Genomic DNA, 26,093 nt, shown 5'->3' with positions numbered 1-26,093 from the left:
CCATGCACCCCGCCTTTACCGACACCGCTCACCGCGAGAAGTACTTTGAGGCCTACATCGTCCAGCAGCTCGCCGCGCGCGGCTGGCTGGTGGGCGAGACTTCCGGCTATGATCAGAACCACGCCCTCTACCCAGAGGACCTAGTCGCGTGGATTAAGGCCACACAGCCGTCTAGGTGGGAGAAGCTGGTGGCGGGCAACGGTGACAAGGCCACGGGCACCCTCATGGACCGCCTGGCCCAGGCCCTGAACAAGGAAGGCACGGTCCACGTCCTGCGCCGCGGCATCAAGCTGGCCGGTGTGGGCGAGATCAGCCTGAGCGAGGGCCTGCCCGAGGACAAGCGCGACCCATCTGCCTGGGAGCGCTACGGGGCTAACCGTCTGCGTGTGGTGCCGCAGTTGAAGTACCGCCCCGGCAGCCAACTGGCCATCGACCTGGTCTTCTTCATCAATGGCATCCCGGTGGCCACGGCGGAGGTCAAGACCGACTTCACCCAGTTCGCGGGCGCGGCCGTGGAACAGTACAAGAACGACCGACTGCCGGTGGATCCGACCTCCCGTCGCGTCGAGCCGCTGCTCACCTTCAAGCGCGGCGCAGTCGTCCATTTCGCGATGTCGGATAGCGACATACGAATGGCGACCAAACTGGCCGGCGCCGACACTTACTTCCTGCCCTTCAACTTGGGCCGGGACGGCCATGCCGGCAACCCACTGCGCGCCGATGGGGAGTACCCGGTGGCCTACTTCTGGGAGCAAGTCTGCCAGCGCGACAATTGGCTGCGCATCTTCCACAGCTTCGTCTACACCGAGAAGAAGGACGCGGTCGACCTGGCCGGCAATCACCATAGGAAGGAGACGCTGATCTTCCCGCGCTTCCACCAGTGGGACGCCGTGACCCGAATGATCGCCGACGCCAAGGCCAAAGGCCCCGGCCAGCCCTACCTGTGTGAGCACTCGGCAGGCAGCGGCAAGACCAGCACCATCGCCTGGACCGCACACGACCTGATCCGGCTGCGCACGGCCAACGGCGATTCTCTGTTCCACTCTGTCATCGTGGTCACCGACCGCACCGTGCTGGACAAGCAACTCCAGGACGCCGTCCAGCAGATCGACCACCAGCACGACATGATCGCCGCGATCGGCGACAAGGACACCGGCAGGAGCAAGTCGGCAGAACTGGCTGAAGCGCTGGAGCGCCAGACTCCCATCATCGTGGTCACGATCCAGACCTTCCCCTACGCGATGGAGCAGATTCTTACCAACGGGAAGCTTGCTGACCGCAACTTCGCGGTCATCATCGACGAAGCCCACACCAGCCAGACCGGCACCGCCGCCTCGAAGCTTCAGGCTACCCTGGCGCTCCGGGATGCCAATGCCATGGAAGGCCTGACTGTCGAGGAGCTACTGGAGAAGATCCAGGCCTCGCGCGTCCGTCCGAAAAACGTCAGCTACTTCGCCTTCACTGCCACTCCCAAGCACGCCACCATGACCCTGTTCGGCCGGCCAGCCGACCCGAGTCAGCAGGCGAGCAAGGACAATTTGCCGATCTCCTTCCACAAGTACCCGATGCGCCAGGCCATCGAGGAGGGCTTCATCCTGGATGTGCTTCAGGGCTACTTGCCCTACAAGACCGCGTTTAACCTGGCCGAGCCAAGCAAGGACGGCAAGCGCGTGGACAGCAAGGCGGCCAAGCGCGCCCTGGCCAAGTGGCTCTCGCTTCATGCGACTAACGTCACCCAGAAGGTTGAATTCATCGTCGAGCACTTCGCCGCCAACGTCGCTCCACTGCTGGGCGGCTCGGCCAAGGCAATGATCGTGACATCTTCGCGTGCCGCAGCCGTGCGCTACAAGCGGGCGTTCGACGCGTACACGCAGGCGCATCCGCAGCACAATGCCTTCCGAGCCCTGGTCGCCTTCTCCGGTTCGCTGACAGGCAAGGAGGTCAAGCACCCATCCGACGACAATTTGGGGGACGACCACTTCGCCGCCCAGGATGATGAGCAGTTCACCGAAAGCGCCATGAACCCGCGCCAGTATGGCACCGATCTGCGCAAGGTGTTCGATCGTCCGGAGTTCCGGGTGATGGTCGTAGCTAATAAGTTCCAGACGGGGTTCGACCAGCCCAAGCTGTGCGCGATGTATTTGGACAAGAAGATCGCCAATCCAGTGGAGATCGTCCAGACGCTCTCCCGTCTCAATCGCATCGCCCCGGGCAAAGACACCACCTTCGTCGTCGACTTCGTAAACGACCCGCAGGTAGTGCTGGACGCGTTCGCCAAGTACGATGCTGGTGCCCGCATCCAGACCGTCCAGGATGCCAATGTAGTCTACGATCTCCAGTCCGAGCTGGAAAAAGCCGGTATCTACACGCCGGCCGAGGTGGCTGCCTTCACTGCGGTGCGCTTCAAGTCGGCGGCGGCCTACGCCGCAGGCGAGCAGGCGCAGCACAAGGAGCTTTACGCTGCGACTAGTGCGCCAACCCAGCGCTTTAACGATCGCCTACAAAATCTGCGCGGCGAGATCCAGTCGGCCGAGGCCGCTTTTGAGGCCGCCAAGGGCCAGGGCAATGAGCATGGCATGAAGGCCGCCGATGCCCGCCGCAACGAAGCTGCCGATGCGCTCCAAGGGTTACTGAACTTCAAGTCTGGGCTGGCCCGGTTTGGGACCCTCTACACCTACATCGCCCAGACCATCGAATTCGGTGATGCTAGTCTCGAAGGTTTCGCCAGCTTTGCGCGACTACTGTCCAAACGTCTGGAAGGCATACCGCCGGATCAGGTCGATGTCTCCGCACTTCTGCTGACCGGCTTCGACATCAAACCGAAGGAGCTACCTGACCCCGGCCAAGGCAACGAGGACGATCGGATCCTCAAGCCAGTGGGCCCCGGCGGCGATGGCCAGGCCGCGCTGCCGGTCTACCTGCGGCAGGTGATTGCCCGCCTGAACTCGATTTTCGGCGAGGCTACGCCTCTCACGGACAAGGTTGCCTTTGTGAACCACATCGCCGATATCGCCCGCGAGGACGCCAACACCATAGCTCAGATCGAGAACAACCCGCGCGAGGTGGCCATGAGCGGCAACATCAAGGGCACAGTCCAGTCCGCTGTCGTACGGGCAATGACCTCGCATTCCGACCTAGCCGAGCATGTGATGAAGAACGACCAGCAGGCCATGGCACCACTGGTGGCGTTGGTCTACGAGATGATCAAGTCGGGAACCAAGATCGATGCAGCTGCCGTTGGCATCTAATGCGCGGTTTCTTCAAGGTCGCTGATCGAGCAGACAGCGGGCGGGATAGCCAAGGCAGTCTGGCACCGGCCGCCAGAGCCGAGCTGAGCGCTGCAGGCCGGCCTGCCACCTTATCGGGGAACGGCCACGCTCGGGCATTCACCGGATGTACCGGTGGCGGGTCGGTTTGAGAAAGCTTGCGACAAAGGCGATATTGCAGCGGTCCGGATGAGTTGCACGGAGTTGGTCCACGGTATTGCCAACCACGGTAGCCAGATCGAGCTCAGCCGGAGCAATGTTGATACCAGCTGCTGCGGCAAGTACATCCAAGCAATGCATCTGGGGCCAGACGGAAAGTTCAGCTTGACCAAGAAAGGATAGGTTGGACGCGCCATGTCGTAGCCGCTCTTCTCGGCACAACGAGATCGCCGACTGCTCCCCCACCTGGCGCTTATGGGTCTCGGGGCGGAGCCCTGAGTTGAATGGAACGGACAACAGTGCGATGGGGCGAATGCCACGGAGTGCTTTTGTCTGGTGTACGTGCAAGACTCGTCGCGTACGTACATTCCCTATCCTGTCCAAGAGCTTGCTGCTCACAAGTCGAAGCTGCCGTCGAGTCTGGCGCAGAAGCTGTCCTGGAGGCCGACGTAGCGGTTCGCGTTGGACTCAACGGTGAAGGGGAATGTGACGGTGAAGCAAAGGCCCTTGATAGGTGCGAGGCGGAATTCAGTGCTGCAGCACTTCAAGCCACTGTGCGGCCTGCTTTTGGTAGCCGTACTTGCGCAAGAGCCGGCCGAAGACCGCCCATACCTCACCGATGGGAATCCTTCGACGTAGGGCCACCTGCTCGATCGCCATAACGACCACCTGGATCGGCACCTCATCAACGAAGTGCCCAACATGCGCCTCACGCCCAACAGGAACAGTACCGGTGATGAGAATGTCTTCCAGCTCGTCTTCGGTAAGCGTTCCGCGGTAGCTCACGCTGGAAGACTGAGCAGCCATCCAAAGCCAGCGGCGCGCCTTCAGCGGCTGCAATGTTCTCGTGTCGAGCCCCAGCGCGCGGGCAAGGGCGTGAGCGTCAGTAGCGCTCAGCATGGAGGCTAGACGCCGCGCCTGATCGATCGACAGTCCCAGTGCTCGGCATCGTTCCACCACGGCTTGCGGCTCGGTGCCTTGCGCAGAAGGTATCAGCTGTTCCAGATTTCCCAATTGTCGGAACACTCATTGCTATGGCAAGGCGAGCACAGCCGCTTTTCCACGCCTACCAGATTGACCTTGATTGCCGGCATGACACCGCATGCCTGACACGGCATCACGACGTCTTCGGGACGCTTACCAGCGGCGAATAGGCTCTTCAAATGTTCGGCGTCTAACCGTGGGGGCAAAGGCATGCGTTTCGTCCTCTTCGATGATTGGCTGGGATTGGCTGCTTTTTTCACCCGCGACCGCCGCGCTCTTCGCGGCTCAACCGGATGCTCCGAATCTTAGCCAACTCAAGCTCCGCCACTCCGGGTACAACGGTCCGCCCGTCAGTGCTCTGCGCTATGACAGCGGGATTGGCGGCCGGCAGGTCAAACAGCGTAGACAGCCTTGCGAAGGTGGACACTTCGCCCGCTGCCGGCGTAGCCCTTGCTGCGGCCGTAAAGTTACTGTTTTGAATATTAATAGAGTTAGTGTTAAGGCCACCGCGGTCGGATACCCTATCCGATACGCTATCGGAGAGCTGACGACCCTGAAGGTCGCCGGCTACTGTGGATAAGTTGCCATCGATCAAGAGGCCTAGCGCCTGTTGCAGATCACGCGGCAACTGCTTCGCGAAATCGGCAAGATACTCCTCCACCCATTGCGGGGGTATCTGAGAGATCTGAACAAGCGTCCGCTCCCGTAGCTTCTGGCCCACGGCCATCTTGGCCGAGTTGTGTGCCCACCAGATTTTGACCCAGACATAGCTGCTTTTGTCGTCGAAGCGAATCAGCTGCGCTTCCTGCAGGCGACGAAGCACTTGTGCCAATTGATCTGGCGTCCAGCCCATCTCCGCCGCGGCGACCCGCATCACGATTTGGTAGACCCCAATAACGTTGCTGCTCGGGGAGGTCAGGAGGTACAGCAACGTCGCCTTGTCCTCCTGGGTACATTCGGAGATGGCGGGAGAGCGCCAGAAGCTGGCATCGTCGATCGTACGTTGTCGGCCCATTTCAGGCCTCGTCCAAGAGCCTGGCCAGCTCAGTCGCGCGGAACAACACTCGGCGGCCGATCTTCAGCTTCGCTGGACGGAGCCGCTGCGCTAGTTCGTTGTCACCATTAAGAGTGACGCGGAGTCCCTGGGGGCTTCTGTTCAACAACGTGGCACAGTCGTCCAGTGACAACAGGACGCCGAACCGGCCGACGATCATTTGCTCAGTTTTGGTCATCAACGTTCCTTTGGCCGCTTCGACAGCGGCAGCAGCGCTTCAGTGGCGCAAGTTCAAGTACACTGATATCGCCCCGTCCGAGGCGACACTGCATACGCCATATTCCGGTATGGTGTACTCAATTTACACTGTTGTTATACACGTCACAAGTGGTGTGAGAGATGCCATTGGTCAGAGACTCCAATCGTCAAGAGGTCAGTGAGCGGCTCCGATGCCTGATAGACGATAAGTATCCGTCCAGGGGAAGGTTCACAGTCCTTGCCGAAATTAGCGGCATCTCGGCTGCTCGGTGGAAGAACTTCTACTATCGGAAGCAAGACGCCACGCCCGATATGCTGGAGTTTTGGTGTAAGAGCTACCCCATGGAAAAGGTGTGGCTCACTACCGGCATCGATCAGTCCGCTAAAGAGGGCTTTCCCTTTGCTGCGCCCATCCCACATGATTGGGAAGGGCAAACGGTGGGCGATCGTCTGAACTGGGTGATCAAAGAATGGGCATCCCCCAGCGGAGAGCACCTTTTCAGGTATCTCGAAGGGAAGTCGGGTGGGCGGATTCCCGCGGCGGACTGGTCGAAGGTTGTCCTTCGTATGGAGGAACCTACGATCGAGATGATCCGACTCGTCTGCAGCTATCGTCCACGTTTCACCGAGTGGATCATGCTGGGAAGCGTCAGTGGGGAACCTGCAGTCGATCCGACCGACCTATCCTCGATCGAGAAGTGGAAGGCTTGGCGCGCTGACATTTGGGCGCGCCTCGAGGAGAACGCAGTAGCAGAAGACTCCGAGCAGGCAAGCTGACGGCGAGTCGCATTACGTGCCAATCAGTCTATCCAACTTCCCGACCAGATCCTCCGCCCGAAGATGGGTGTAGCGCTTCAGCATCTGCATCGACTTATGACCGCTGATGGCCGCGACCTCTTGATCGCTCATGCCAGCCTCCACTAAGCGGCTCACCGCCTCATGTCGCAAATCGTGGAAATGCAGGTCCGCGAGCCCCAGCTTCTGTACGGCCGCCGCCCATAGCTTCTGGAATACGTAGGGCTTCCGCTTTCCGTCGCGCCCGGGCTCTCCAAAGAAGACTAGATCCGTTTCGGCAGGTCGAAGGGGGTTGTCGATAGCCGCCCTTAAGGCCTCTGTCGCCGTCCGCGTTAAAGGTACCAAGCGAATAGACCCGTTCTTTGTATCGGGTAGTCTGACGATACGTCGCTCCACATCGACCTGTGAGAGCCTGAGCCCAGTGATCTCGGACGAGCGCATGCCGCTCTCTATGGCGAGGGTCACTATCCATCCGAGCATTGGATTAGAGTGTGCCCTGACCGCGTCGAGCAGCTGCTGTTGCTGCGCAATGCTCAAGCGGCGACTCCGACCGGTTCCAGGACTCGGCTTACGGACGTTGGCGACCGGATTGAAGGTCAAACCGATGCCCCACTCCTGAATCGCGATGCGAAAGAGGTGACCCAGCAGCGCCAGCTCGATGCGGACTGTGTTGTTTGACTTACTAGCCGCTAGTCGCTCGTCACGATATTTGGCGACCAGCTCGGCGCCGACCGCCGCCATTGAGTACTTGCCAAAGAAGGCTTCGAGATGCTGGGACGTGAAGCGCTCACTGCGCTGCGTAGTCGGCTTTTTGGTCGTCGACACTTCCGCCAGGTAGCGCTTTAGCGCAGCGGATACAGTCAGTTTCTCGGACGGTGCGCGAGACAGATACACACCGCGAACCATCTCGTCCTCGGTTCTTCGCGCCCAATCCTCGGCATCGCGCTTGGTGCGGAAGGTCTTGGCCGTGGTTGGCCAGCCGGTCTTGCGGATGACGGCCTTCCACGTGCCGGAAGGCGTCTTGACAATGGTCGCCATGTACCTGTTCTGGGAGCTGACTGTACCGAAAATGTACTTCTCGGCGCCCAGAAAGCACAAGGGGTCACGCAAACTTCGCGTAACCCCTTGTTTTATATGGTGCCGGCTGCAGGACTCGAACCCGCCACCTGATGATTACAAATCAACTGCTCTACCTGATGAGCTAAGCCGGCATGTCTGGTGCAGACCGGGATTCTACTTGAAGCGGTCTGCCTTGACGAGGTCTTACTTGACGACCTTCAGGGCGGGCTTTTTGCCGCCTATCCGGGGCACCGGCGGCGGGTTGGGATCGTCGTCCTGCGGGGCCGTTTCCACTTCCGCTTCCACCGGCGCTTCGCTGTCGACCGAGCTCAGCTTGGGCGGCGGATTCAGTTCGCGTTCCGTTGCGGCCTGGGTGTCCGGGACGCTGCGCTCCACCGGGAAGGCCATGCCCTGGCCGTTCTCGCGGGCGTAGATTGCCAGCACGTTCTCCATCGGCACGTCGATCTTGCGCGAGACGCCGCCGAAGCGCGCGCTGAAGGTAATCCACTCGTTGCCCATGTCCAGACCGCTGGTGGCGTCGAAGCTGACGTTCAGCACGATCTCGTTGTTCTTGACGAACTCGCGCGGGACGCTTGTGTTGGCGTCGACGAATACGGCGATATACGGCGTGAATCCGTTGTCCGTGCACCATTCGTAAATGGCGCGAACTAGGTAAGGCTTGGTGGACGTTTCGGGCATGGAGCTTCCAATGGCGTCGGCCGCGCGGGGCGATCCGGAATCGGACCGCCTCGCGGACGGCTTAGCGGCGCATCACCTTTTCGGACGGGGTCAGCGCTTCGATATAGGCCGGGCGGCTGAAGATGCGTTCGGCGTACTTGAGCAGCGGCGCTGCGTTCTTCGACAGTTCGATGCCGTAATGATCCAGGCGCCACAGCAGCGGGGCGATGGCGACGTCGAGCATCGAGAAGTCTTCGCCCAGCATGTACTTGTTCTTGACGAAGATCGGTGCGAGCTGCGTCAGGCGATCGCGGATGGCGGCGCGAGCGCGCTCGTGGTTCTTCTCCGCGGCCTTGCCCTTCTCGTTCTCGAGAGCGTAGACGTGCGTGAACAACTCCTTCTCGAAGTTGAACAGGAACAGGCGGGCACGGGCGCGCTGGACGGGATCGGCCGGCATCAGCTGCGGGTGGGGAAAGCGCTCGTCGATGTACTCGTTGATGATGTTGGACTCGTACAGGATCAGGTCGCGCTCGACGAGGATGGGAACCTGGCCATACGGGTTCATCACCGAAATGTCTTCCGGCTTGTTGAACAGGTCAACGTCGCGGATCTCGAAGTCCATGCCTTTTTCGAACAGGACGAGACGGCAACGTTGGGAGAACGGGCAGGTGGTGCCCGAATACAACACCATCATGGTTGGATTCCTTGCAGGGCTAAGCCGAAGTTGGGTCAAACATTCTGTCAGAACCGACTATCGGAAAGCAAATTCGTTACAAATAGGCCGCAAAAGCGGCCCCAGATGCAACCAAAAAGAAAAGGGCCAGGGCGGCGTCGCATGGCGCAACCTCCGCTCTAGCCCCTTTGGGGACGATTACCTTACTTGACGTCTTTCCAGAAGGCGGCGTTCAGGCGCCACGCGAAGACCGTGAACACGCCGAGGAACAGCAGCACCCAGACGCCCAGGCGCTTGCGGTGGTTCTGCGCCGGCTCGGCCATCCAGTCCAGATACGTGACGAGGTCCGCAACGGCCTGGTCGTATTCCACCGGCTTGAGCTTGCCCGGCGTCAGTTGCTCGAAGCCGGCGAACTTGGTCACCTGCTCGCCGTGGTGGTCTTCCTTGACGAACTTGGCGGCGCGCTGGCCTTGCAGCTCCCACAGCACGTGCGGCATGCCGACGTTCGGGAACACCAGGTTGTTCCAGCCCGTGACGCGTTCGTCGTCGCGGTAGAAGGTACGCAGATACGTGTACAGCCAGGCGTCGCCGCGGGCGCGGGCGATCACGGACAGGTCCGGCGGCGCGGCGCCGAACCACTCCTTGCCGTCCTTGTGCTGCATGGCGATGGTCATCGTCTCGCCGACCTTGTCCGCGCTGAACAGCAGGTTCTCGCGGATCTGCTCATCGGTCAGGCCGACATCGCGCAGGCGGTTGTAACGCATCATCGACGCGCCGTGGCAGTTCAGGCAGTAGTTGACGAACAGCTTGGCGCCACGCTGCAGCGAGAACAGGTCGCTGGTGTTGACGGGAGCCGGCTCCAGGGGATAGCCCCCTTCCGCAGCCTGGGCGGGCGCACCGGCAAAGCAGGCGCCGGCGAGCGCGAGAATCGAAAGCAGCTTTTTCATGCTTGTGTCCTTGTCCTCTGTCTCTCGGGCTCAGTGGTGCTTGAACGTGACGCGATCAGGCACGGGCTTGAACTGGCCGACGCGGCTCCACAGCGGCATGGCCAGGAAGAAGGCGAAATACAGCAGCGTACCCAGCTGCGACACCTTCTCGCCCACCGGCGACGGCGGCTGAACGCCGAGGTAGCCGAGGACCAGGAACACCACGACAAATACCGACAAGATCGTCTTGTGGAAGCCCGGACGGTAACGGATCGACTTGACCGGCGAATGGTCGAGCCACGGCATGAAGAACAGGATCACGACCGAGCCGCCCATCACGACCACGCCCCAGAACTTCGCTTCGATGAAGTAGAAGCCCGCAGCCAGCAGCACGGCGACCGCGACGGCGATGCCCTTCACGCGCATGCTCTTCGTGCGCAGGAACAGCATGCCCAGCAGCACGGCGAAGAACAGCCACAGCACCGGCAGGAAGCTGGAGGTGGTCGCGCGCAGCATCGAGTAGAACGGCGTGAAGTACCACACCGGAGCGATATGCGGCGGCGTCTTCAGCGGATCGGCCGGGATGAAGTTGTTGTGCTCGAGGAAATAACCGCCGACTTCCGGGAAGAAGAAGATGACGGCCGAGAAGATCAGCAGGAAGCCACCCACGCCCAGCAGGTCGTGCGTCGAGTAGTACGGGTGGAACGGTACGCCGTCGAGCGGAATGCCGTTGGCGTCCTTGTTCGCCTTGATCTCGATGCCGTCGGGATTGTTCGAACCCACTTCGTGCAGCGCGATGATGTGCGCGACGACCAGGCCCAGCAGCACCAGCGGCACGGCGATCACGTGGAATGCAAAGAAGCGGTTCAGCGTCGCGTCGCTCACCACGTAGTCACCGCGGATGAACAGCGACAGGTCCTGGCCGATCACCGGCACGGCCGAGAACAGGTTCACGATCACCTGCGCGCCCCAGTACGACATCTGGCCCCACGGCAGCAGATAGCCCATGAAAGCCTCGGCCATCAGCGTGAGGAAGATCAGGCAGCCGAAGATCCAGACCAGCTCGCGCGGCTTGCGATACGAGCCGTACAGCAGGCCGCGGAACATATGCAGGTAAACCACGACAAAGAAGGCGGAGGCGCCGGTCGAGTGCATGTAGCGCACCAGCCAGCCCCAGGGCACTTCGCGCATGATGTACTCGACGCTGGCGAACGCCACCGGCACGCCGGCCGCGTTCAGCGTGCCGTCGGGCTTGTAGTTCATTACCAGGAAGATGCCGGTGACGATCTGGATGACCAGCACCAGCAGGGCGAGCGAGCCGAAGAAGTACCAGAAGTTGAAGTTCTTCGGCGCGTAGTACTTGGAGAGGTGGTCTTCCCACAGCTGCGACGCGGGGAAGCGGGCATCGATCCAGCCGAGCAGGCCAGTCGTCTTGACTTCTTTTTCGGCCGCCATGATCAAGCCTCTCCTTTTTCGTCTTTGCCAATCACGATCTTGCTGTCGGATAGGAACTGGTACGGGGGAACGTCGAGGTTCTGGGGAGCCGGCTTGTTCTTGAAGACGCGGCCCGCCAGGTCGAAGGTCGAACCGTGGCAGGGGCACAGGAAGCCGGGGTCGGCGCCGAGCGTGGGGTTGGCACCAGCGGGGAAAGGACCGGAAGGCGAGCAACCGAGGTGGGAGCAGATCCCCACGACGACGAGCACGTCCTTGTGCTCGGGACGGGAACGGGTTTCGTTCCTGGCGTACTCCGGGGTCTCCATCGTGAAGGGAAGTTCGGAGTTCGGATCGGCGACTTCACCCTCGGTTTTCTTGAGCGAGGCCAGCATTTCCTCGGTACGCCGCAGAATCCAGACCGGCTTGCCGCGCCATTCGACGGTCATCATCTCGCCCGGCTTCAGGGCACCGATGTCGGCCTCGACCGGAGCCCCGGCGGCCTTTGCCTTCTCTGACGGCGCAAACGTACTGACGAACGGCACCGCGACCGCCACGCCTCCGATGCCGCCAGCGACAGACGTCGCAATCAACCAATTGCGGCGACCCTTATCCACGTTCTTCACGTTTTGCTGGTCACTCATTCCAAACCCCAGGGGATGTCAAATTAGATTTTGCGTCAACCGTAAATTGTACCTTAGGCACATGCGCCGATGAAAGGATCGTGGCGCCGGATGCACGCCCCGGATGCACGCCCGGCACCGAAAAAGCGCCTTCGGGGTTGCGTTATGGCCGTTCCTGGGGCAGGGTAAACGGCAAGGCCGCTTCAACCCGAAGAACGAACAAAAGGAGTCCAGGCATGGGAATGATCTCGGAATTCAAGACTTTCGCCGTGCGCGGCAACGTCGTCGACCTCGCCGTTGGCGTCATTATCGGGGCCGCATTCGGGAGAATCGTGGATTCGGTGGTCAATGACCTGATCATGCCGCTGGTGGGCCGGGTCATCGGCAAACTGGATTTTTCCAATCTCTTCATCGTGCTGGCCGACCCGCCTCCGGGAATACCCCGAACGCTCGATGCGTTGAAGAAAGCCGGCGTGCCGGTCTTTGCCTACGGCAATTTCCTGACCATTCTCGTCAACTTCGTGATCCTGGCGTTCATCATCTTTCTGATGGTGCGCGCGATCAACAAGCTGCGCGCCCAGGAACCGCCGCCGCCCAAGACCACGCCGGAAGACATCATGCTGCTGCGCGAGATTCGCGACAGCCTGAAGCGCTGAGCGGGAGAGAGGGATAGAAGGATAGCGGGCAGGATGACGGCGGGCGCGATGCCCGCCGATTTCATACCGGGTTCGGAATATCGATGAACGTGTGGCGCGGGCCGAACCGCTCCGCCAGGTGTTCCCCAACCGCGCGTATGCCATAGCGCTCGGTCGCGTGGTGGCCCGCAGCCAGATACGCGACGCCGCTCTCGCGCGCCAGATGCGTCGTCTGCTCGGAGATTTCGCCGCTCAGGTAGGCATCGACTCCCGCCGCGACCGCGGCGCCAAAATACCCTTGCGCGCCGCCCGTGCACCATCCCACCGTGCGGATCGGCCGGTCCGGCTCGCCGATCGCCAGCGGCTCGCGCCCCAGCACGCCCGACACATGCGCCGCCAGCGCGGCGAGCGGCATGGCTTGCGGCAGCGTGCCGATCCAGCCCAGGCCATCGTCGCTGAAACGCCCGGTCGGCACGAAGCCCAGCTGCAGCCCCAACTGGGCGTTGTTGCCATATTCGGGATGGCCGTCCAGCGGCAGGTGATACGCCAGAAGATTGATATCGGCTCCCAGCAGGCGCGATAACCGGGCGTGCTTCTGGCCCACCACCCGGGCATCTTCGCCCTTCCAGAAATAGCCGTGGTGGACGAGGATGGTGTCCGCGCCCGCCTCGATCGCCGCGTCCAGCAGTGCAACGCTGGCGGTCACGCCGGTGACGATGTGGCCGGTTTCGGGCCGGCCCTGGACTTGCATGCCATTAGGACAGTAATCCTTGTAGCGGGGCACTTCCAGAAGGTCGTTCAAGTACAATTCAAGCTCTTTTGTTTTCATTTTCCGCTCAAACTCCCAATATGTTGCGCCGCTTTTGGCTGTTCTTTGCCCAGGCCGTCACGGTCGTTCTCGCCGTGTGGTTCGTTGTGGCGACTCTGAAACCCGAATGGCTGCAACGCGGACGGGTCGCGGTGCAATCCGGTTCGCCCATCGTCGCGCTGAAGGAGGTCGTGCCGAACGTTCCCGGCCCCTTGGCCGAACGCTCGTACAGCGAGGCCGCGCAGGAGGCCATGCCGGCGGTCGTCAATATCTTTACCAGCAAGAACGGATCGAAGCGCGCACCGCATCCGCAGGCGGATGATCCGTGGTTCCGCTTTTTCTTCGGAGACCGGCTGCCGGAGCGGCAGGAGCCGGTGTCCAGCCTGGGCTCCGGGGTCATCGTCAGCGCCGAGGGCTACATTCTAACCAACCACCACGTGGTGGACGGCGCCGACGAGATCGAGGTCGCCCTGACCGACGGCCGCAAGGCCGACGCCAAGGTAGTGGGCTCCGATCCCGAAACTGACCTCGCGGTGCTCAAGATCACGTTGAAGGACCTGCCGGCGATCACGCTCGGGCGGCTGGAGAACGTGAAGGTCGGCGACGTGGTGCTGGCGATTGGCAACCCCTTCGGGGTTGGCCAGACGGTCACCATGGGGATCGTGTCCGCACTGGGCCGCAGCCACCTGGGCATCAATACGTTCGAGAACTTCATCCAGACCGATGCGGCCATCAACCCCGGCAACTCCGGCGGCGCGCTGGTGGACGCGCAGGGCAACCTGCTCGGCATCAACACCGCCATCTATTCGCGCTCCGGCGGCTCGCTGGGCATCGGCTTCGCGATTCCCGTCTCGACCGCGAAGCAGGTGATGGAGTCGATCATCGCCACGGGCTCGGTCACGCGGGGCTGGATCGGCGTCGAGCCGCAGGACATGACGCCGGAGATCGCCGAGTCCTTCGGCCTGGACGCCAAGGAAGGCGCGTTGATCGCCGCCATCGTGCAGGGCGGCCCTGCGGACAAGGCCGGCGTGAAGCCGGGCGACGTGCTGGTGTCGGTCGACGGACAGTCGATCTCCGATACCACCGCGCTTCTCAACGCCATCGCCCAGCTCAAGCCCGGTGCCGCGGTCAAGATGAACCTGGTGCGGCGTGGCAAGCCGACCGAGGTCACGGTGACGATCGGCAAGCGGCCTCCCCCGCCACGGCGCGCACTGCCGCTGGAGGAAGAGGAATAACGCTTAGCGGCCGGACACGGTTCTGGCCGCCAGACTGCAAACTGCTGGAAAGTACAAAGCCCCACCGCGATGCGCGTTGGGGCTTTTTTGTTATGCGCAGTACGGGAAGACGGCTGGCGTTGGCGGGACTGCTTGACCGCGGGTCCCACGCGGGATCGGCCCGCGCTGCTTGCCGGCGCCAAGGCTAGGAGCCGGGACATGCCTTGATCGGGGGGATCGGTCGCTTGACGGCTCGAAGCTCCACCGACCCGCATGGCGCCCGGCGGCCGGCCACGGGCCAAGTTCAACTCCGGGCACCCCCAACCCGCCGAAGGAGCCGGTCGCCCGGTCGAACAGGCGCCAGCATGGCGACCCGCCGACGCGCGGCGACAGAGCTATCCAACCACACCGCGGCGGTCCGGCACCGCCGCCATGCGGACGCACAAAGCAAAACGCCGGCATCCTCGCGGATGCCGGCGTTTCTAACCAAGTCGCAGCGATCTTACGATCGCGTCAGCTTAGAACTTGTGGCGAACACCAACCACTGCGCCGAACTGGTCCTTGCCCGGTTCCACGTTGAACGTGGTGCCCGAGTTGAAACCGCTCACGCCCAGAGCCGAGCCGTCCTTGTTCATGGCGTACGACAGCGACGTGTACACGTCGGTGCGCTTCGACAGCGCGTAGTCGCCCGTCACGACGAATTGCCACGGATCAGCACCGGTGTTGCGGAAGTCTTGGTAGTAAGCCGCGCCGGACAGCGAGAAGGCCGGGGTCATTTGGTAAGCCAGGCCAGCCCAGTACAGGTTCGACGAGCTCGAGCCGCCGGTTGCGCCCGGCAGCACTGCGCCGTCGTAGGCCTTCGCCCAACGGTAGCCGACGAATGCCTTGGCCGGACCGAATGCGTACGTACCAGCAACGGTAGCGCGGCGGATCACCGGATCCTGAGCGGTCGGCGTGCCGACGTGCAGGTCGTCATACGCAGCACCGATCGAGAACGGGCCAGCGCTGTACGACAGCAAGGCACCCATTTCGCGGCCGAACACGTTCGAGCCAGCGACTTCAGCGCCATCGCGTTGGAACGAGTACAGAGCCGACGCGGTCAGGCCGCCGAACTTGCCGACGTACTTGACGGCGTTGTCAGCACGCGAGGCGAACTCGGGAGCTTGTGCCGTGCTCGAGTAGCGCGTCGAGATGGCCATCGGATCATAGATCAGGGCGAAGTCGTACAGGGTGGTCTGTTGACGGCCCAGCAGGATCGAGCCGAAGTTGCCTTGCAGGCCAACGTAGGCGTTACGACCGAACAGACGGCCACCTTGAGCCGAACGGCCATCGTCCAGTTCGAAACCGCTTTCCAGCACGAAGATACCCTTCAGGCCACCGCCCAGGTCCTCGACACCACGCAGGCCCCAACGCGAGCCCGATTGGTTGCCCGAAGCCATGCGGAACAGGTTCTCACCCGTTTGGCCAGCATTGCTGTTGTACTCGAGACCAGCGTCGACCACGCCATACAGGGTCACGCTCGATTGGGCGTACGCGCCGCCGGCGGCCAGGGCTGCTACTGCAGCTGCAAACAGTTTCATCTTCATATCGACACTTTCCTTGTCAACTGATTGGGAAATCTTGGCTTGCCCAAGTGCTTGGGCGACGCATTTTGCTTCACGTCTGGTGCGTATTATGTGTCAGCCCCCCCGGCGGCCTGAAGGCTTTTTCTACGTAAACCGACATTACCGACGGAATATGTTGCTGGTCAGCAACAGCGCGATAGCCAGATTTCCCGGTCCGGAGGCCATTTGGGGCCTGCGGGGGAGCCCTTCGGCTCAATGCGTCTGCGTTTCCCCGGAGCTCGCGACTTCTTCCGGAGGCCGGCCGATAAAGCGCGCCAGCAGCAAACCGAGCTCATAAAGCGCGATCAGCGGAATGGCCAGCAGCAATTGGGAAAGCACGTCCGGCGGGGTCACGATGGCCGCGATAATGAAGGCGCCCACGATCACGTAGGGACGGATCTGCTTGAGCTTCTCCAGCGGCACGACGCCGAACCGCACCAGCACGATCACCACCACCGGCACTTCGAACGTGATGCCGAAGGCCAGGAATGTGGTCATGGCGAAACTCAGGTACTTGTCGATGTCGGTGGACATCTCCGCCCCGAGCGGCGCGTTGTAGTGCGCCATGAAGTGGAAGACGGTCGGGAAGACGAGGAAATACGCGAAGGCGACCCCGCACAGGAAGAGGATGTAGCTGCTGGTGACCAGCGGCATGACGAGCCGCTTCTCATGCTGGTACAGGCCCGGCGCCACGAATTGCCAGATCTGGTAGAGGACCCACGGCAGCGCGATCAGGAATGCCACGAGCAGCGTGACCTTCATCGGCACGAAGAACGAGCCGGTCACGTCGGTCACGATCATCTTGCCGCCCGAGGGCAGCGATTCGATCAGCGGCTTGGAGAACAGATTGAAGATGTCGGGCGCCCAGTAGACCAGGCTCATGAAGATCACGAGGACGCCGGCCACCGCCCGGACGATGCGTTGGCGCAACTCCACCAGATGGGAGATGAACGTCTCCTGAGGGGATTCGTCCTGGGGGTCTTGGGAACGGGGTTCGCTCATGGCGTCGACCGCCCGGCAAGCGCGGACGGCATCGAAAGGTGGGTGGCGGAAAACCGGCCTGGCGGGCGCATCATCGACAAGCCGGCGCCGCGGCGGCGCGACGGGCTACCGGCGTGGTGCCATGGCTTTGCATGATTATTCGAAGAACGAGCGGGCGGGACGGGACGACGGCCGGTGTCGCTTCACCCGTGCAGCGCCGGACTGCGCCCAGGTGCGGACATTATGCTGGCGTTTGTACCATTTCGGCATCGCGCCCTGCTTGACCCGCCAGCTTTTACGTCCGTTGTGGGACTTGTGGGCGCTGGTCCAGCTCGGCACGTAGCCGCTGCCGCCCTCGAGGCCGCTGCCGGCACCGCCGGGCGTTTCGCCGGTGAATGCCTCGTTGATCGCCTGGGCCTGCTCATCCACTTCCTTGTGGATGGTGCGTTCGACGTCGCGGGCCGCGTCCTCGAACTCCGTGCGCATCTTGCGCAGCTCCTCCAGCTCGACCTCGCGGCTGACCTCCGCCTTTACATCGCTGATATAGCGCTGGGCGCGACCGACCAGCGCGCCGACGGTGCGCGCCACCTTGGGCAGCCGTTCGGGGCCGATCACGATCAACGCGACGGCACCGATCAGGGCCAGTTTGGAAATGCCGAGATCGATCATGCGGGGACCGGTGCGAAACGGAATTGGCGCTCAACGGCGCACAGGCGCGGACGCGCCGGGCGCGTATCCACCAGAAGGGCCGGCCTCACTGCTGCGAATGCGATTTCTCTTTGGCGTCCACGTCGATCGTGGTGGGCTCGCGCAGTTCCTTGGCCTGCGCGGCCTTGGCTTCCTCGCTTTCCTTCATGCCGTCCTTGAAGCCCTTGACCGCGCCACCGAGGTCCTGCCCGATGTTGCGCAGCTTCTTGGTACCGAAAACCAGCATGACGATCACCAGGACGATGACCCAATGCCAAATGCTAAACGAACCCATTTCCTGCTCCTGATAAAGCCCCGGACGATACCTTGCCGCCCGGACCCGTTACTCCGTCCATGAATGGCCGCGCCGGGCGACGGTGGCCGGCGAAGCTCGACCGGGCCCGCCGGCCCGGTCGTTGAAACCGTGTTGCGCCTTGCCCTCAGGGCAGCGGCGCCTTCCATTCGACCCGGGGTCCACCGAGGACGTGCATATGGAGATGGTAGACCTCCTGCCCGCCGTCGGGTCCGGTATTGATCACCGTCCGGAACCCGTTCCCGCATCCCGCCTCGCGGGCGAGTTGCGGCGCTTTGAGCAGCATTCTAGCAAGCACGCCGCCCTCGCCCTCCCCGCACTCGTTGAGCGACTCGACATGCGACTTGGGAATGATCAGAAAGTGGACCGGTGCCTTCGGGTGAATATCGTGGAAGGCGACCATGTCGTCGTCCTCGTACAGCTTGCGCGAGGGGATCTGCCCGGCCACGATCCTGCAAAAGATGCAATTGTCTTGTGCGTTCATGAAAGTTTTATGGCGAAGCCAAAAAGTCACGCAAAGCGCGGAGCGACCCCATGGGGACGCCCCCACGCCGTCAGGGCGCCCGGTCCTGGTACATCGGCTTGCTGTCGTTCAGATACAGCCAGCCCTTGACGATACGGTAAAGCATCCACAGCGACAACACGCCCCACACCGCGAATGCGGCCGGGATCAGCACCACCGTGGCAAACAGCAGGCCGCCGAGGACGGTCCATGCGACCGACCACCAGAACGACTTGATCTGCCACGTAAAGTGCGACGCATAGAGAGTGCCATGGGCATCGTCGCGCTTGACGTAGTTGACGATGATGGCGATTACCGCCGTGATGCCACCGGTGACCCAGAAAATGGCGTAGAGCGCATAAAGTATATGCGTCAGCTTGCGCAGGCTGGACAGCCGCTCGGCGTCCGTGGTCACCACCTGCCCCGTGAAGTCATTGCTCATCGCCCTCTCCCGACGTTGCCGCCATGCTAGCCGTCGCGGCGCATGGCCTTTTCCTGCAGGCCCGACAGGCCCTCGCGGCGCGCCAGTTCATTGACGACGTCGGCGGGCGTGGCGCCCAGGCGGGCCAGCAGCACCATGCTATGGAACCACAGGTCGGCCACCTCGTAGACGACCTTGTCCACCGCTTCGCGCGACAGGCCGGCGGCGCGCGCGTCCTTGGCGGCCATCACCGTCTCGGTGGCCTCTTCGCCGATCTTCTTCAGGATCGCATCGTCGCCCTTGTGGAAGAGGCGCGCGACATACGACTTGTCGGGGTCGCCGCCGTTTTCCGGCTTGCGCGACTCCAGCGTCTGCGCAACGCGCGCCAGCACGTCGGCCTGGCTGGTGGGGGTATCGCTCATGGCTTGGAGTAGATGGCCGAAGGATCCTTGAGCACGGCCTCGACCGTCTGCCAGTCGCCGGTGTCTGCGTCGCCTTCGAATTTCTGGAAGAAGCAGGAATGCCGGCCGGTGTGGCAGGCGATGCCGTCCACCTGCGTGACCTTGAGCAGGATCACGTCCTCGTCGCAGTCCAGGCGCATCTCATGCACCTTCTGCACGTGGCCGGATTCCTCGCCCTTGTGCCACAGGCGCTTGCGCGAGCGCGACCAGAACACGGCCTCGCCGATCTCCGCGGTGCGCAGCAGCGCCTCGCGGTTCATGAACGCGAACATCAGCACATCGTTCGAACCGACTTCCTGCACGATCACCGGCACCAGGCCGTTGTCGTCCCACTTGACCTTGTTGAGCCACTTCTTCGGCATGATCACATCCGCACGGGAATGCCCTCGCGGGCCATGAATGCCTTGGCTTCGCCCACGGTGTGTTGGCCGTAGTGGAAGATGCTGGCGGCTAGTACGGCGTCGGCATGTCCGAGGCGGATGCCGTCGCTCAGGTCCTGCAGGTCGCCGACGCCGCCCGAGGCGATGACCGGGACCGGCACCGCGTCGCTGACCGCACGGGTCAGTTCCAGGTCGAACCCGCTCTTGGTACCGTCGCGGTCCATGCTGGTCAGCAGGATCTCGCCGGCGCCGCGCTCCGCCATCTCGCGTGCCCAGGCTACCGCGTCCAGGCCGGTGGCCTTGCGCCCGCCGTGCGTGAACACTTCCCACCGGGACGGCTCGCCGGGTGCCGAGACGCGCTTGGCATCGATGGCCACCACGATGCACTGCGAGCCGTACTTGGCCGTGGCATCGGAGACGAGTTGCGGATTGGCGATCGCCGACGAATTGACGCTGACCTTGTCCGCGCCGGCATTGAGCAGGCGCCGCACGTCCTCGACGGTACGCACGCCACCGCCAACGGTCAGCGGGATGAATACCTGCGAAGCGACCGCCTCGATGATATGGAGCATCAGGTCGCGGCCGTCGCTGGTCGCGGTGATGTCCAGGAAAGTGATTTCGTCGGCGCCCTGCTCGTCATAGCGCCGGGCAATTTCGACCGGGTCGCCCGCGTCGCGCAGTTCGACGAAGTTGACGCCCTTGACCACCCGCCCGTTGGTCACGTCGAGGCAGGGGATGATACGTTTGGCTAGCATGTGTTTCCTTGTCCGCCACCCCGCGCCGGGCGGGACGGCGGCTGCGCCGTCGGCGCGTTGCCTGGCTTACTGCTGTTCGGCCCCGAGTTTGTCGGCGAGGGCCTGGGCTTCGGCGAAGTTGAGGTCGCCGGAATAGATGGCGCGACCGCAGATCACCCCCTCCACGCCCTCGTTCTCCACACCACACAAGCGGTCGATGTCCGCGAGGTTCGACAGGCCGCCGCTGGCGATGACGGGAATCGACACCGACTGCGCGAGCCGCACGGTCGCATCGATATTGATGCCCTGGAGCATGCCGTCACGCCCGATATCGGTATAGATGATGGCCTCGACGCCGTAGTCCTCGTACTTGCGGGCCAGGTCTTCCACCTCGTGGCCGGTGAGCTTGCTCCAGCCGTCGGTGGCGACCTTGCCGTCGCGCGCGTCCAGTCCCACGATGATATGGCCGCCGAACGCGGAGCACGCATCCTTGAGGAAGCCCGGATTCTTGACCGCGGCGGTGCCGATGATGATGTACGACAGGCCGTCGTCGAGCCAGCGTTCGATGGTGTTCAGGTCGCGGATGCCCCCGCCGAGTTGCACCGGGATTTCGTCGCCCACTTCGGCGATGATGGATTTGATGGCCGCCTCGTTGCGCGGCTTGCCCACGAACGCCCCGTTCAGGTCGACCAGATGCAGGCGGCGCGCGCCCTGCTCAACCCAGTGACGTGCCATGGCGGCGGGATCCTCGGAAAAGACGGTGGCCTGGTCCATATCGCCTTGTTTAAGGCGTACACATTGACCGTCCTTCAGGTCGATGGCCGGAATGAGCAACATAAGCGTGACGAGCGTGATTGAGTGAAAAGGTGTCCCGACGCGACCTGCGGTGCGTGCCGGGTGGTGCAGGTAAAGGTTCGAACAATGAAGCGGACTACGGACCGGACGGACGATCGGAAAGGTAACCGAATACTGGGCCGACCGGACGACGGAAGCCGCAACGGGAGCGCCATCACGGGTTCCAGTGCACGAAATTCCGGTAAAGCTGCAAGCCCATCGCCGCACTCTTCTCCGGGTGGAACTGCGTGGCAAAAATATTATCGCGCGCCACCGCGCTGGTAAACACGGCGCCGTATTCGGTTTCGCCCACGGTATGCGCGGGGTTTTCCGGAACCACGTAGTAGCTGTGCACGAAATAGAACCAGCTATTGTCGGCGATGCCGTTCCACATCGGGTGCGACACCGTCTGGTGCACGCGGTTCCAGCCCATCTGTGGCACCTTGTAGCGCGAGCCGTCCGGCTGCGTCATGCCGTCGAGCTCGAAACGGACGACCTCGCCGGGCATCAGGCTCAGGCACGGCGTGCTGGTGCCACCGGCCCTACTTTCCCTGCTGGCGTCGAACAGCATCTGTTCGCCAACGCACACGCCGAGCATCGGCTTGCTGGCCGCGGCCTCGAGCACGGCCTGCTGCAGGCCCGAGGCGCCCAGCGCCGCCATGCAGTCCGGCATCGCGCCCTGTCCCGGCAGCACCAGCCGGTCGGCCGTGCGAATGCCCTCGGGCGCGTCCACGATGCGCACGTCGGCCTCCGGCGCGGCCTGGCGCAGGGCCTGCGCCACCGAGCGCAGATTGCCCATGCCGTAGTCAACAATTGCTATGGTAGTCATGATTTCAAAACAGGCAAAAGCGTCTTCAGCCCGTCCACGATGAATTCGACGGCCAGCGCCGACAGGATCAGACCCATCAGTCGCGTGCCGATATTGATGCCAGTGCGCCCGATAATGCGGGCGATCGGATCGGCCGCGCGAAACACAAGATACACCACCGCCCCGAGCACGATGCCGATGCCCACCAGAATGGCCAACTGATACCAGTGCTGGGTCTTGCCCGCGTAGACGATCACCGTGCTGATGGAGCCGGGCCCGGTCAGCAGCGGCAGCGCCAGCGGCACCACCGCGATGCTGGCCTTCGCGCCCGCCTCGTCCTCTTCTTCCGGCGTCGCCTTGGTGCGGCTGGTCTGCGCGTTGAGCATGTTCATGGCCATCATGATCATGATCAGTCCGCCCCCGACCTGCAGCGACGCCACCGAGATATTGAAGAACTCGATGATCTGCTGCCCCAGCAGCGCCGACATGCCCACCACGATCGCCACCGATATCGAGGCAATCTTGATCGTGCGCAGCTTTTCCAGTTCGGTCTGCTGCGCCGTCAGGCTGATGAAGAAAGGAATCGCTCCAATCGGATTGATCAGCGCCAGCAGGGAGATGAACGACTTGAGCGTATCCATCGTTTGGGGTCGGCCACACTGCCCGTGCTCGGCGCGCGGGCCCGCCCTCGCGGGCGGCCCCGTGCGACGCGGTCATGCCGCAAAGGTCAGAGGGTGCCCTTGGTCGATGGAATCGTGTTGGCCGCGCGCGCGTCGCGCTCCACCGCCATGCGCAGCGCCCGGCCGAAGGCCTTGAACACCGTTTCGCATTGATGGTGCGCATTGATGCCGCGCAGATTGTCGATATGCAGGGTGACGCCCGCATGATTGACGAAGCCGCGGAAGAATTCGATGGTCAGGTCGACGTCGAAGGTGCCCACGCGGGCACGGGTAAACGGCACGTGGAATTCGAGCCCCGGGCGGCCGGAGAAGTCGATCACCACGCGCGACAGGCATTCGTCCAGCGGCACATAGCTGTGGCCATAGCGCGTGATGCCCTTCTTGTCGCCGATGGCCTTGGCGACGGCCTGGCCCAGCGTGATGCCGACATCCTCGACGGTATGGTGGTCGTCGATGTGGGTGTCGCCGGTGGCTTCGACCTCGAGGTCGAACATGCCGTGGCGGGCGATCTGGTCCAGCATGTGGTCCAGGAACGGGACGCCGGACGCCAGCTTCTGCCGTCCGGAGCCATCGAGATTGAGCGAAACGCGGATCTGCGTTTCGGAGGTATTGCGGGTGACCTCAGCAACACGCATGGTGTTAATCCTGCAACGAAGCCGCGAAGGCTTCGAGAAACTGCGCATTTTCTTGGGGGGTGCTGACCGTCACGCGCAGACAGTTGGCCAGCAATGCGTGCATTTTACTCACGTTCTTTATCAATACCTTGCGCGCGAGCAGCCGTTCGAACATCTTGGCCGCATCGGGCACGCGCACCAGCAGGAAATTGGCGGCGCTCGGGTACACCGTCACGCCCGGCAGGGCGGCCAGCGCGGCGGCCACCGTCGCGCGCTCGGCGCGCAGCTGCTCGGCCTGCGCGTCGAGCACGTCGGCATGCTCGAGCACGAACAGCGCGGTGGCCTCGGTCAGCACGTTGACGTTGTACGGGGGGCGCACCTTGTCGAACTGCTCCAGCCACGCCGGCGGCCCTGCCAGATAGCCCAGGCGGATGCCGGCCAGGCCCAGCTTGGAGACGGTGCGCATCACCAGCAGGTTGTCGAATTCGGGCAGGCGCGGCATCCAGCTGTGCTGGGCGAACGGCTGGTAGGCCTCGTCGACTACCACCAGGCTGCGGCTGGCCGGGCCCCGCGCGGCCCTGACGATGGCCTCCATGTCGGCCTCGTCGAACAGGTTGCCCGTCGGGTTGTTGGGATAGGCCAGGTACACGATGGCGGGCTGGTGCTCGGCCATCGCGGCCAGCATGGCCTCGCGGTCCAGCGTGAAATCGGCGCGCAGCGGCACGCCGACGAATTCCAGCCCGGCAAACTGCGCCGACATCGCGTACATCACGAAGCCGGGCACCGGCGCCAGCACCTTGGCGCCGGGCTTGGCGGCCGCCAGCGACAGGATGCTGATCAGCTCGTCCGAGCCATTGCCCAGCAGCACGTCCATGCCTTCGGGCACCTTCATCACGCTGCGCAGGCTTGCGCGCAGGGCCGCGCTGCTCGGCACCGGATAGCGGTTCAGCGCCACGTCCGCCAGCCGCGCCGCCAGCTCGCGGCGCAGATCGTCCGGCAGGCCGTAAGGGTTCTCCATGGCGTCGAGCTTGACCAGACCATGCGAGTCGGCCACGTGATACGCGCCCATGGCGCGCACATCATCACGGACAATCCGCTCGATCAGGGTAGGGTCGACTGCAGGCATGGTTTCCTCATCAGGTAGGAGGGGATGGCGTCCGCCGGCCTGCCGGCCGGTCGGACGAAGAAAAACTGGGGAGCGGACGCCGGGGCCCGGCGCTCAGCGCTTGAGCCGGTATTCCGCGCTGCGCGCATGCGCCTGCAGCCCCTCGCCGTAGGCGAGTTCCGCGGCGATCTGGCCCAGCATCTGCGCGCCGGTCTCGCTGACCTCGATCAGGCTGGAGCGCTTGAGGAAGTCATAGACTCCCAGCGGCGACGAGAAGCGCGCGGTGCGCGAGGTGGGCAGCACGTGGTTGGGGCCCGCGCAGTAGTCGCCCAGCGACTCGCTCGTATAGCGGCCCAGGAAGATGGCGCCGGCATGGCGGATCTTCTCGGCCCACTGGCGCGGGTTCTCGGCGGAGATCTCCAGGTGCTCGGGGGCGATGGCGTTGGCGATCTCGCAGGCCTCCTCCATGTCGCGGACCTGGATCAGCGCGCCACGTCCGGAAATGGAGGCGGCGATCACGTCGCGGCGCGGCATGGTGTCGAGCTGGCGGCGGATGCTTTCCTCGACGCGGCCGATATAGTCCGCGTCGGGGCACAGCAGGATGGACTGCGCCAGTTCGTCGTGCTCGGCCTGCGAGAACAGGTCCATCGCGACCCAGTCGGGGTCGGTGGTGCCGTCGCAGATCACCAGGATCTCGGACGGCCCCGCGATCATGTCGATGCCGACCGTGCCGAACACGCGGCGCTTGGCCGCGGCGACATAGGCGTTGCCGGGGCCGACGATCTTGTCGACCTGCGGCAGCGTCTCGGTGCCGTAGGCAAGCGCCCCGACCGCCTGCGCGCCGCCGATCGTGAAGATGCGGTCCACGCCCGCGATGGCCGCGGCGGCCAGCACCAGCTCGTTGCGCACGCCGTCCGGCGTGGGCACGACCATGATCACTTCCTTGACCCCCGCCACGCGGGCCGGGATCGCGTTCATCAGCACCGACGACGGATAGGCGGCCTTGCCGCCCGGCACGTACAGGCCGACGCGATCGAGCGGCGTCACCTTCTGGCCCAGCACCGTGCCGTCGGCCTCGGTGTATTCCCAGCTATGGCTGCCGCACTCGATCTTCTGCTTCTCGTGGTAGGCGCGCACGCGCGCCGCGGCCGCCTCCAGCGCCGCGCGGCGCTTGGGCTCGAGTTCGTCCAGCGCCGCTTCCAGCGCCGAGGGCGCCAGTTCCAGCGCCGCCACCGATTCCGCTTCCATGCGGTCGAAGCGGGCGGTGTATTCCAGCACCGCCGCGTCGCCGCGGACCTTCACGTCCGCCAGGATCTGCGCCACGGTGCGGTCGATCGCCTCGTCCTCGCCGGCCTCGAAGGCCAGCACCTGACGCAGTGCGATAGGAAAGCCGGGCTCGGACGAATCGAGCCGGCGTATTGCCAAGGATTCTTCTTTCATGACTCCATTCCCCGGGCCGTCGGTCA

Annotated in this window: 29 protein-coding genes and 1 tRNA gene; 4 read left to right on the top strand and 26 right to left on the bottom strand. The window is 63.3% G+C overall.

The window, feature by feature from the left end; translation table 11 throughout:
• The first annotated feature begins 2 nt into the window (after nt 1–2).
• Complete coding sequence (locus LDO27_RS23510) at nt 3–3,248, top strand: type I restriction endonuclease subunit R (RefSeq protein WP_224044258.1); 3,246 nt, start codon at nt 3–5, stop codon at nt 3,246–3,248.
• Nucleotides 3,249–3,953: 705 nt separating this feature from the next.
• Here LDO27_RS23510 and LDO27_RS23505 read toward each other — a convergent pair.
• From LDO27_RS23505 to LDO27_RS23495, 3 genes are all read right to left on the bottom strand, one after another.
• Complete coding sequence (locus LDO27_RS23505; RefSeq protein WP_224044256.1) at nt 3,954–4,439, bottom strand: hypothetical protein; 486 nt, start codon at nt 4,437–4,439, stop codon at nt 3,954–3,956.
• A 226-nt stretch (nt 4,440–4,665) separates the two neighbouring features.
• The gene (locus LDO27_RS23500) at nt 4,666–5,424 is read right to left on the bottom strand and encodes a hypothetical protein (protein ID WP_224044254.1); all 759 of its coding nucleotides are present in this window, start codon (nt 5,422–5,424) and stop codon (nt 4,666–4,668) included.
• Nucleotide 5,425: 1 nt separating this feature from the next.
• Nucleotides 5,426–5,641, bottom strand: a complete 216-nt coding sequence (locus LDO27_RS23495) for a DNA-binding protein (RefSeq protein ID WP_224044253.1) — start codon at nt 5,639–5,641, stop codon at nt 5,426–5,428.
• A 362-nt stretch (nt 5,642–6,003) separates the two neighbouring features.
• On the opposite strand from LDO27_RS23495, the gene LDO27_RS23490 reads away from it, so the two are divergent.
• Nucleotides 6,004–6,438, top strand: coding sequence for a hypothetical protein (locus tag LDO27_RS23490; RefSeq protein ID WP_224044251.1), 435 nt, complete (start codon nt 6,004–6,006; stop codon nt 6,436–6,438).
• Nucleotides 6,439–6,450: 12 nt separating this feature from the next.
• On the opposite strand, the gene LDO27_RS23485 is transcribed toward LDO27_RS23490, so the two are convergent.
• From LDO27_RS23485 to petA, 7 genes are all read right to left on the bottom strand, one after another.
• Nucleotides 6,451–7,494: a tyrosine-type recombinase/integrase gene (locus tag LDO27_RS23485; RefSeq protein WP_224044249.1), complete on the bottom strand. Its 1,044-nt coding sequence runs from the start codon at nt 7,492–7,494 to the stop codon at nt 6,451–6,453.
• A 97-nt stretch (nt 7,495–7,591) separates the two neighbouring features.
• Nucleotides 7,592–7,667 (bottom strand) — tRNA-Thr (locus tag LDO27_RS23480).
• Between the two features lie 52 nt (nt 7,668–7,719).
• The gene (locus tag LDO27_RS23475) at nt 7,720–8,214 is read right to left on the bottom strand and encodes a ClpXP protease specificity-enhancing factor (protein ID WP_222209522.1); all 495 of its coding nucleotides are present in this window, start codon (nt 8,212–8,214) and stop codon (nt 7,720–7,722) included.
• Nucleotides 8,215–8,275: 61 nt separating this feature from the next.
• Nucleotides 8,276–8,887: a glutathione S-transferase N-terminal domain-containing protein gene (locus LDO27_RS23470; RefSeq protein ID WP_222209524.1), complete on the bottom strand. Its 612-nt coding sequence runs from the start codon at nt 8,885–8,887 to the stop codon at nt 8,276–8,278.
• A gap of 182 nt (nt 8,888–9,069) precedes the next feature.
• Nucleotides 9,070–9,813: a cytochrome c1 gene (locus LDO27_RS23465; protein ID WP_224044248.1), complete on the bottom strand. Its 744-nt coding sequence runs from the start codon at nt 9,811–9,813 to the stop codon at nt 9,070–9,072.
• Nucleotides 9,814–9,843: 30 nt separating this feature from the next.
• On the bottom strand, nt 9,844–11,247 hold the full coding sequence (locus LDO27_RS23460) for a cytochrome b (RefSeq protein WP_222209528.1): 1,404 nt from the start codon (nt 11,245–11,247) through the stop codon (nt 9,844–9,846).
• 2 nt (nt 11,248–11,249) lie between these two features.
• Nucleotides 11,250–11,867 carry a ubiquinol-cytochrome c reductase iron-sulfur subunit gene (petA, locus tag LDO27_RS23455; RefSeq protein WP_222209530.1) on the bottom strand — a complete coding sequence of 206 codons (618 nt, stop codon included), beginning with the start codon at nt 11,865–11,867 and terminating at the stop codon, nt 11,250–11,252.
• 215 nt (nt 11,868–12,082) lie between these two features.
• Between petA and mscL the strand changes: the two genes are divergently transcribed.
• A complete protein-coding gene (mscL, locus tag LDO27_RS23450) occupies nt 12,083–12,502 on the top strand; it encodes a large conductance mechanosensitive channel protein MscL (RefSeq protein ID WP_290368853.1) in 420 nt (139 codons plus the stop codon).
• 61 nt (nt 12,503–12,563) lie between these two features.
• On the opposite strand, the gene LDO27_RS23445 is transcribed toward mscL, so the two are convergent.
• Nucleotides 12,564–13,310, bottom strand: a complete 747-nt coding sequence (locus LDO27_RS23445; protein WP_224044246.1) for a Nif3-like dinuclear metal center hexameric protein — start codon at nt 13,308–13,310, stop codon at nt 12,564–12,566.
• 20 nt (nt 13,311–13,330) lie between these two features.
• Between LDO27_RS23445 and LDO27_RS23440 the strand changes: the two genes are divergently transcribed.
• Nucleotides 13,331–14,524 (top strand): Do family serine endopeptidase, encoded by a 1,194-nt coding sequence (locus LDO27_RS23440; RefSeq protein WP_224044240.1) that lies wholly within the window; start codon nt 13,331–13,333, stop codon nt 14,522–14,524.
• 497 nt (nt 14,525–15,021) lie between these two features.
• Here the strand turns inward: LDO27_RS23440 and LDO27_RS23435 are convergent, their stop codons facing one another.
• The 15 genes from LDO27_RS23435 to hisD form a co-directional block, all read right to left on the bottom strand.
• Nucleotides 15,022–16,089, bottom strand: coding sequence for a porin (locus LDO27_RS23435; protein WP_224044239.1), 1,068 nt, complete (start codon nt 16,087–16,089; stop codon nt 15,022–15,024).
• Between the two features lie 231 nt (nt 16,090–16,320).
• Nucleotides 16,321–17,109 (bottom strand): twin-arginine translocase subunit TatC, encoded by a 789-nt coding sequence (tatC, locus tag LDO27_RS23430; protein ID WP_222209538.1) that lies wholly within the window; start codon nt 17,107–17,109, stop codon nt 16,321–16,323.
• Nucleotides 17,110–17,244: 135 nt separating this feature from the next.
• On the bottom strand, nt 17,245–17,757 hold the full coding sequence (gene tatB, locus LDO27_RS23425) for a Sec-independent protein translocase protein TatB (protein WP_222209540.1): 513 nt from the start codon (nt 17,755–17,757) through the stop codon (nt 17,245–17,247).
• Nucleotides 17,758–17,842: 85 nt separating this feature from the next.
• A complete protein-coding gene (gene tatA, locus LDO27_RS23420; protein WP_222209542.1) occupies nt 17,843–18,070 on the bottom strand; it encodes a Sec-independent protein translocase subunit TatA in 228 nt (75 codons plus the stop codon).
• Nucleotides 18,071–18,215: 145 nt separating this feature from the next.
• The gene (locus LDO27_RS23415; RefSeq protein ID WP_224044238.1) at nt 18,216–18,572 is read right to left on the bottom strand and encodes a histidine triad nucleotide-binding protein; all 357 of its coding nucleotides are present in this window, start codon (nt 18,570–18,572) and stop codon (nt 18,216–18,218) included.
• A 70-nt stretch (nt 18,573–18,642) separates the two neighbouring features.
• Nucleotides 18,643–19,032: a DUF4870 family protein gene (locus LDO27_RS23410; protein WP_222209546.1), complete on the bottom strand. Its 390-nt coding sequence runs from the start codon at nt 19,030–19,032 to the stop codon at nt 18,643–18,645.
• Between the two features lie 26 nt (nt 19,033–19,058).
• The gene (locus tag LDO27_RS23405) at nt 19,059–19,433 is read right to left on the bottom strand and encodes a phosphoribosyl-ATP diphosphatase (protein WP_224044237.1); all 375 of its coding nucleotides are present in this window, start codon (nt 19,431–19,433) and stop codon (nt 19,059–19,061) included.
• Nucleotides 19,430–19,834: a phosphoribosyl-AMP cyclohydrolase gene (hisI, locus tag LDO27_RS23400; RefSeq protein ID WP_222209550.1), complete on the bottom strand. Its 405-nt coding sequence runs from the start codon at nt 19,832–19,834 to the stop codon at nt 19,430–19,432. The genes LDO27_RS23405 and hisI overlap by 4 nt, the downstream gene beginning before the upstream one ends.
• Before the next feature lie 2 nt (nt 19,835–19,836).
• The gene (gene hisF, locus LDO27_RS23395; RefSeq protein WP_224044236.1) at nt 19,837–20,607 is read right to left on the bottom strand and encodes an imidazole glycerol phosphate synthase subunit HisF; all 771 of its coding nucleotides are present in this window, start codon (nt 20,605–20,607) and stop codon (nt 19,837–19,839) included.
• Between the two features lie 66 nt (nt 20,608–20,673).
• Entirely contained in the window at nt 20,674–21,423 is a 750-nt protein-coding gene (hisA, locus tag LDO27_RS23390) for a 1-(5-phosphoribosyl)-5-[(5-phosphoribosylamino)methylideneamino]imidazole-4-carboxamide isomerase (RefSeq protein ID WP_222209555.1), read from the bottom strand.
• Between the two features lie 172 nt (nt 21,424–21,595).
• On the bottom strand, nt 21,596–22,252 hold the full coding sequence (gene hisH / locus LDO27_RS23385) for an imidazole glycerol phosphate synthase subunit HisH (protein ID WP_224044339.1): 657 nt from the start codon (nt 22,250–22,252) through the stop codon (nt 21,596–21,598).
• A complete protein-coding gene (locus LDO27_RS23380; protein ID WP_222209557.1) occupies nt 22,246–22,869 on the bottom strand; it encodes a MarC family protein in 624 nt (207 codons plus the stop codon). The genes hisH and LDO27_RS23380 overlap by 7 nt, the downstream gene beginning before the upstream one ends.
• A gap of 86 nt (nt 22,870–22,955) precedes the next feature.
• Nucleotides 22,956–23,543, bottom strand: a complete 588-nt coding sequence (gene hisB / locus LDO27_RS23375) for an imidazoleglycerol-phosphate dehydratase HisB (protein ID WP_224044235.1) — start codon at nt 23,541–23,543, stop codon at nt 22,956–22,958.
• A 4-nt stretch (nt 23,544–23,547) separates the two neighbouring features.
• Entirely contained in the window at nt 23,548–24,648 is a 1,101-nt protein-coding gene (gene hisC, locus LDO27_RS23370) for a histidinol-phosphate transaminase (protein WP_224044234.1), read from the bottom strand.
• A 93-nt stretch (nt 24,649–24,741) separates the two neighbouring features.
• On the bottom strand, nt 24,742–26,067 hold the full coding sequence (gene hisD / locus LDO27_RS23365; protein WP_224044232.1) for a histidinol dehydrogenase: 1,326 nt from the start codon (nt 26,065–26,067) through the stop codon (nt 24,742–24,744).
• Nucleotides 26,068–26,093: the final 26 nt, after the last annotated feature.

It is taken from the genome of Cupriavidus respiraculi, from assembly GCF_914271545.1.
Taxonomy (GTDB): Bacteria; Pseudomonadota; Gammaproteobacteria; order Burkholderiales; family Burkholderiaceae; genus Cupriavidus; species Cupriavidus respiraculi.
Note: the sequence above shows the minus strand (reverse complement) of the source record. Positions and strands in the feature narration are given on the sequence as shown.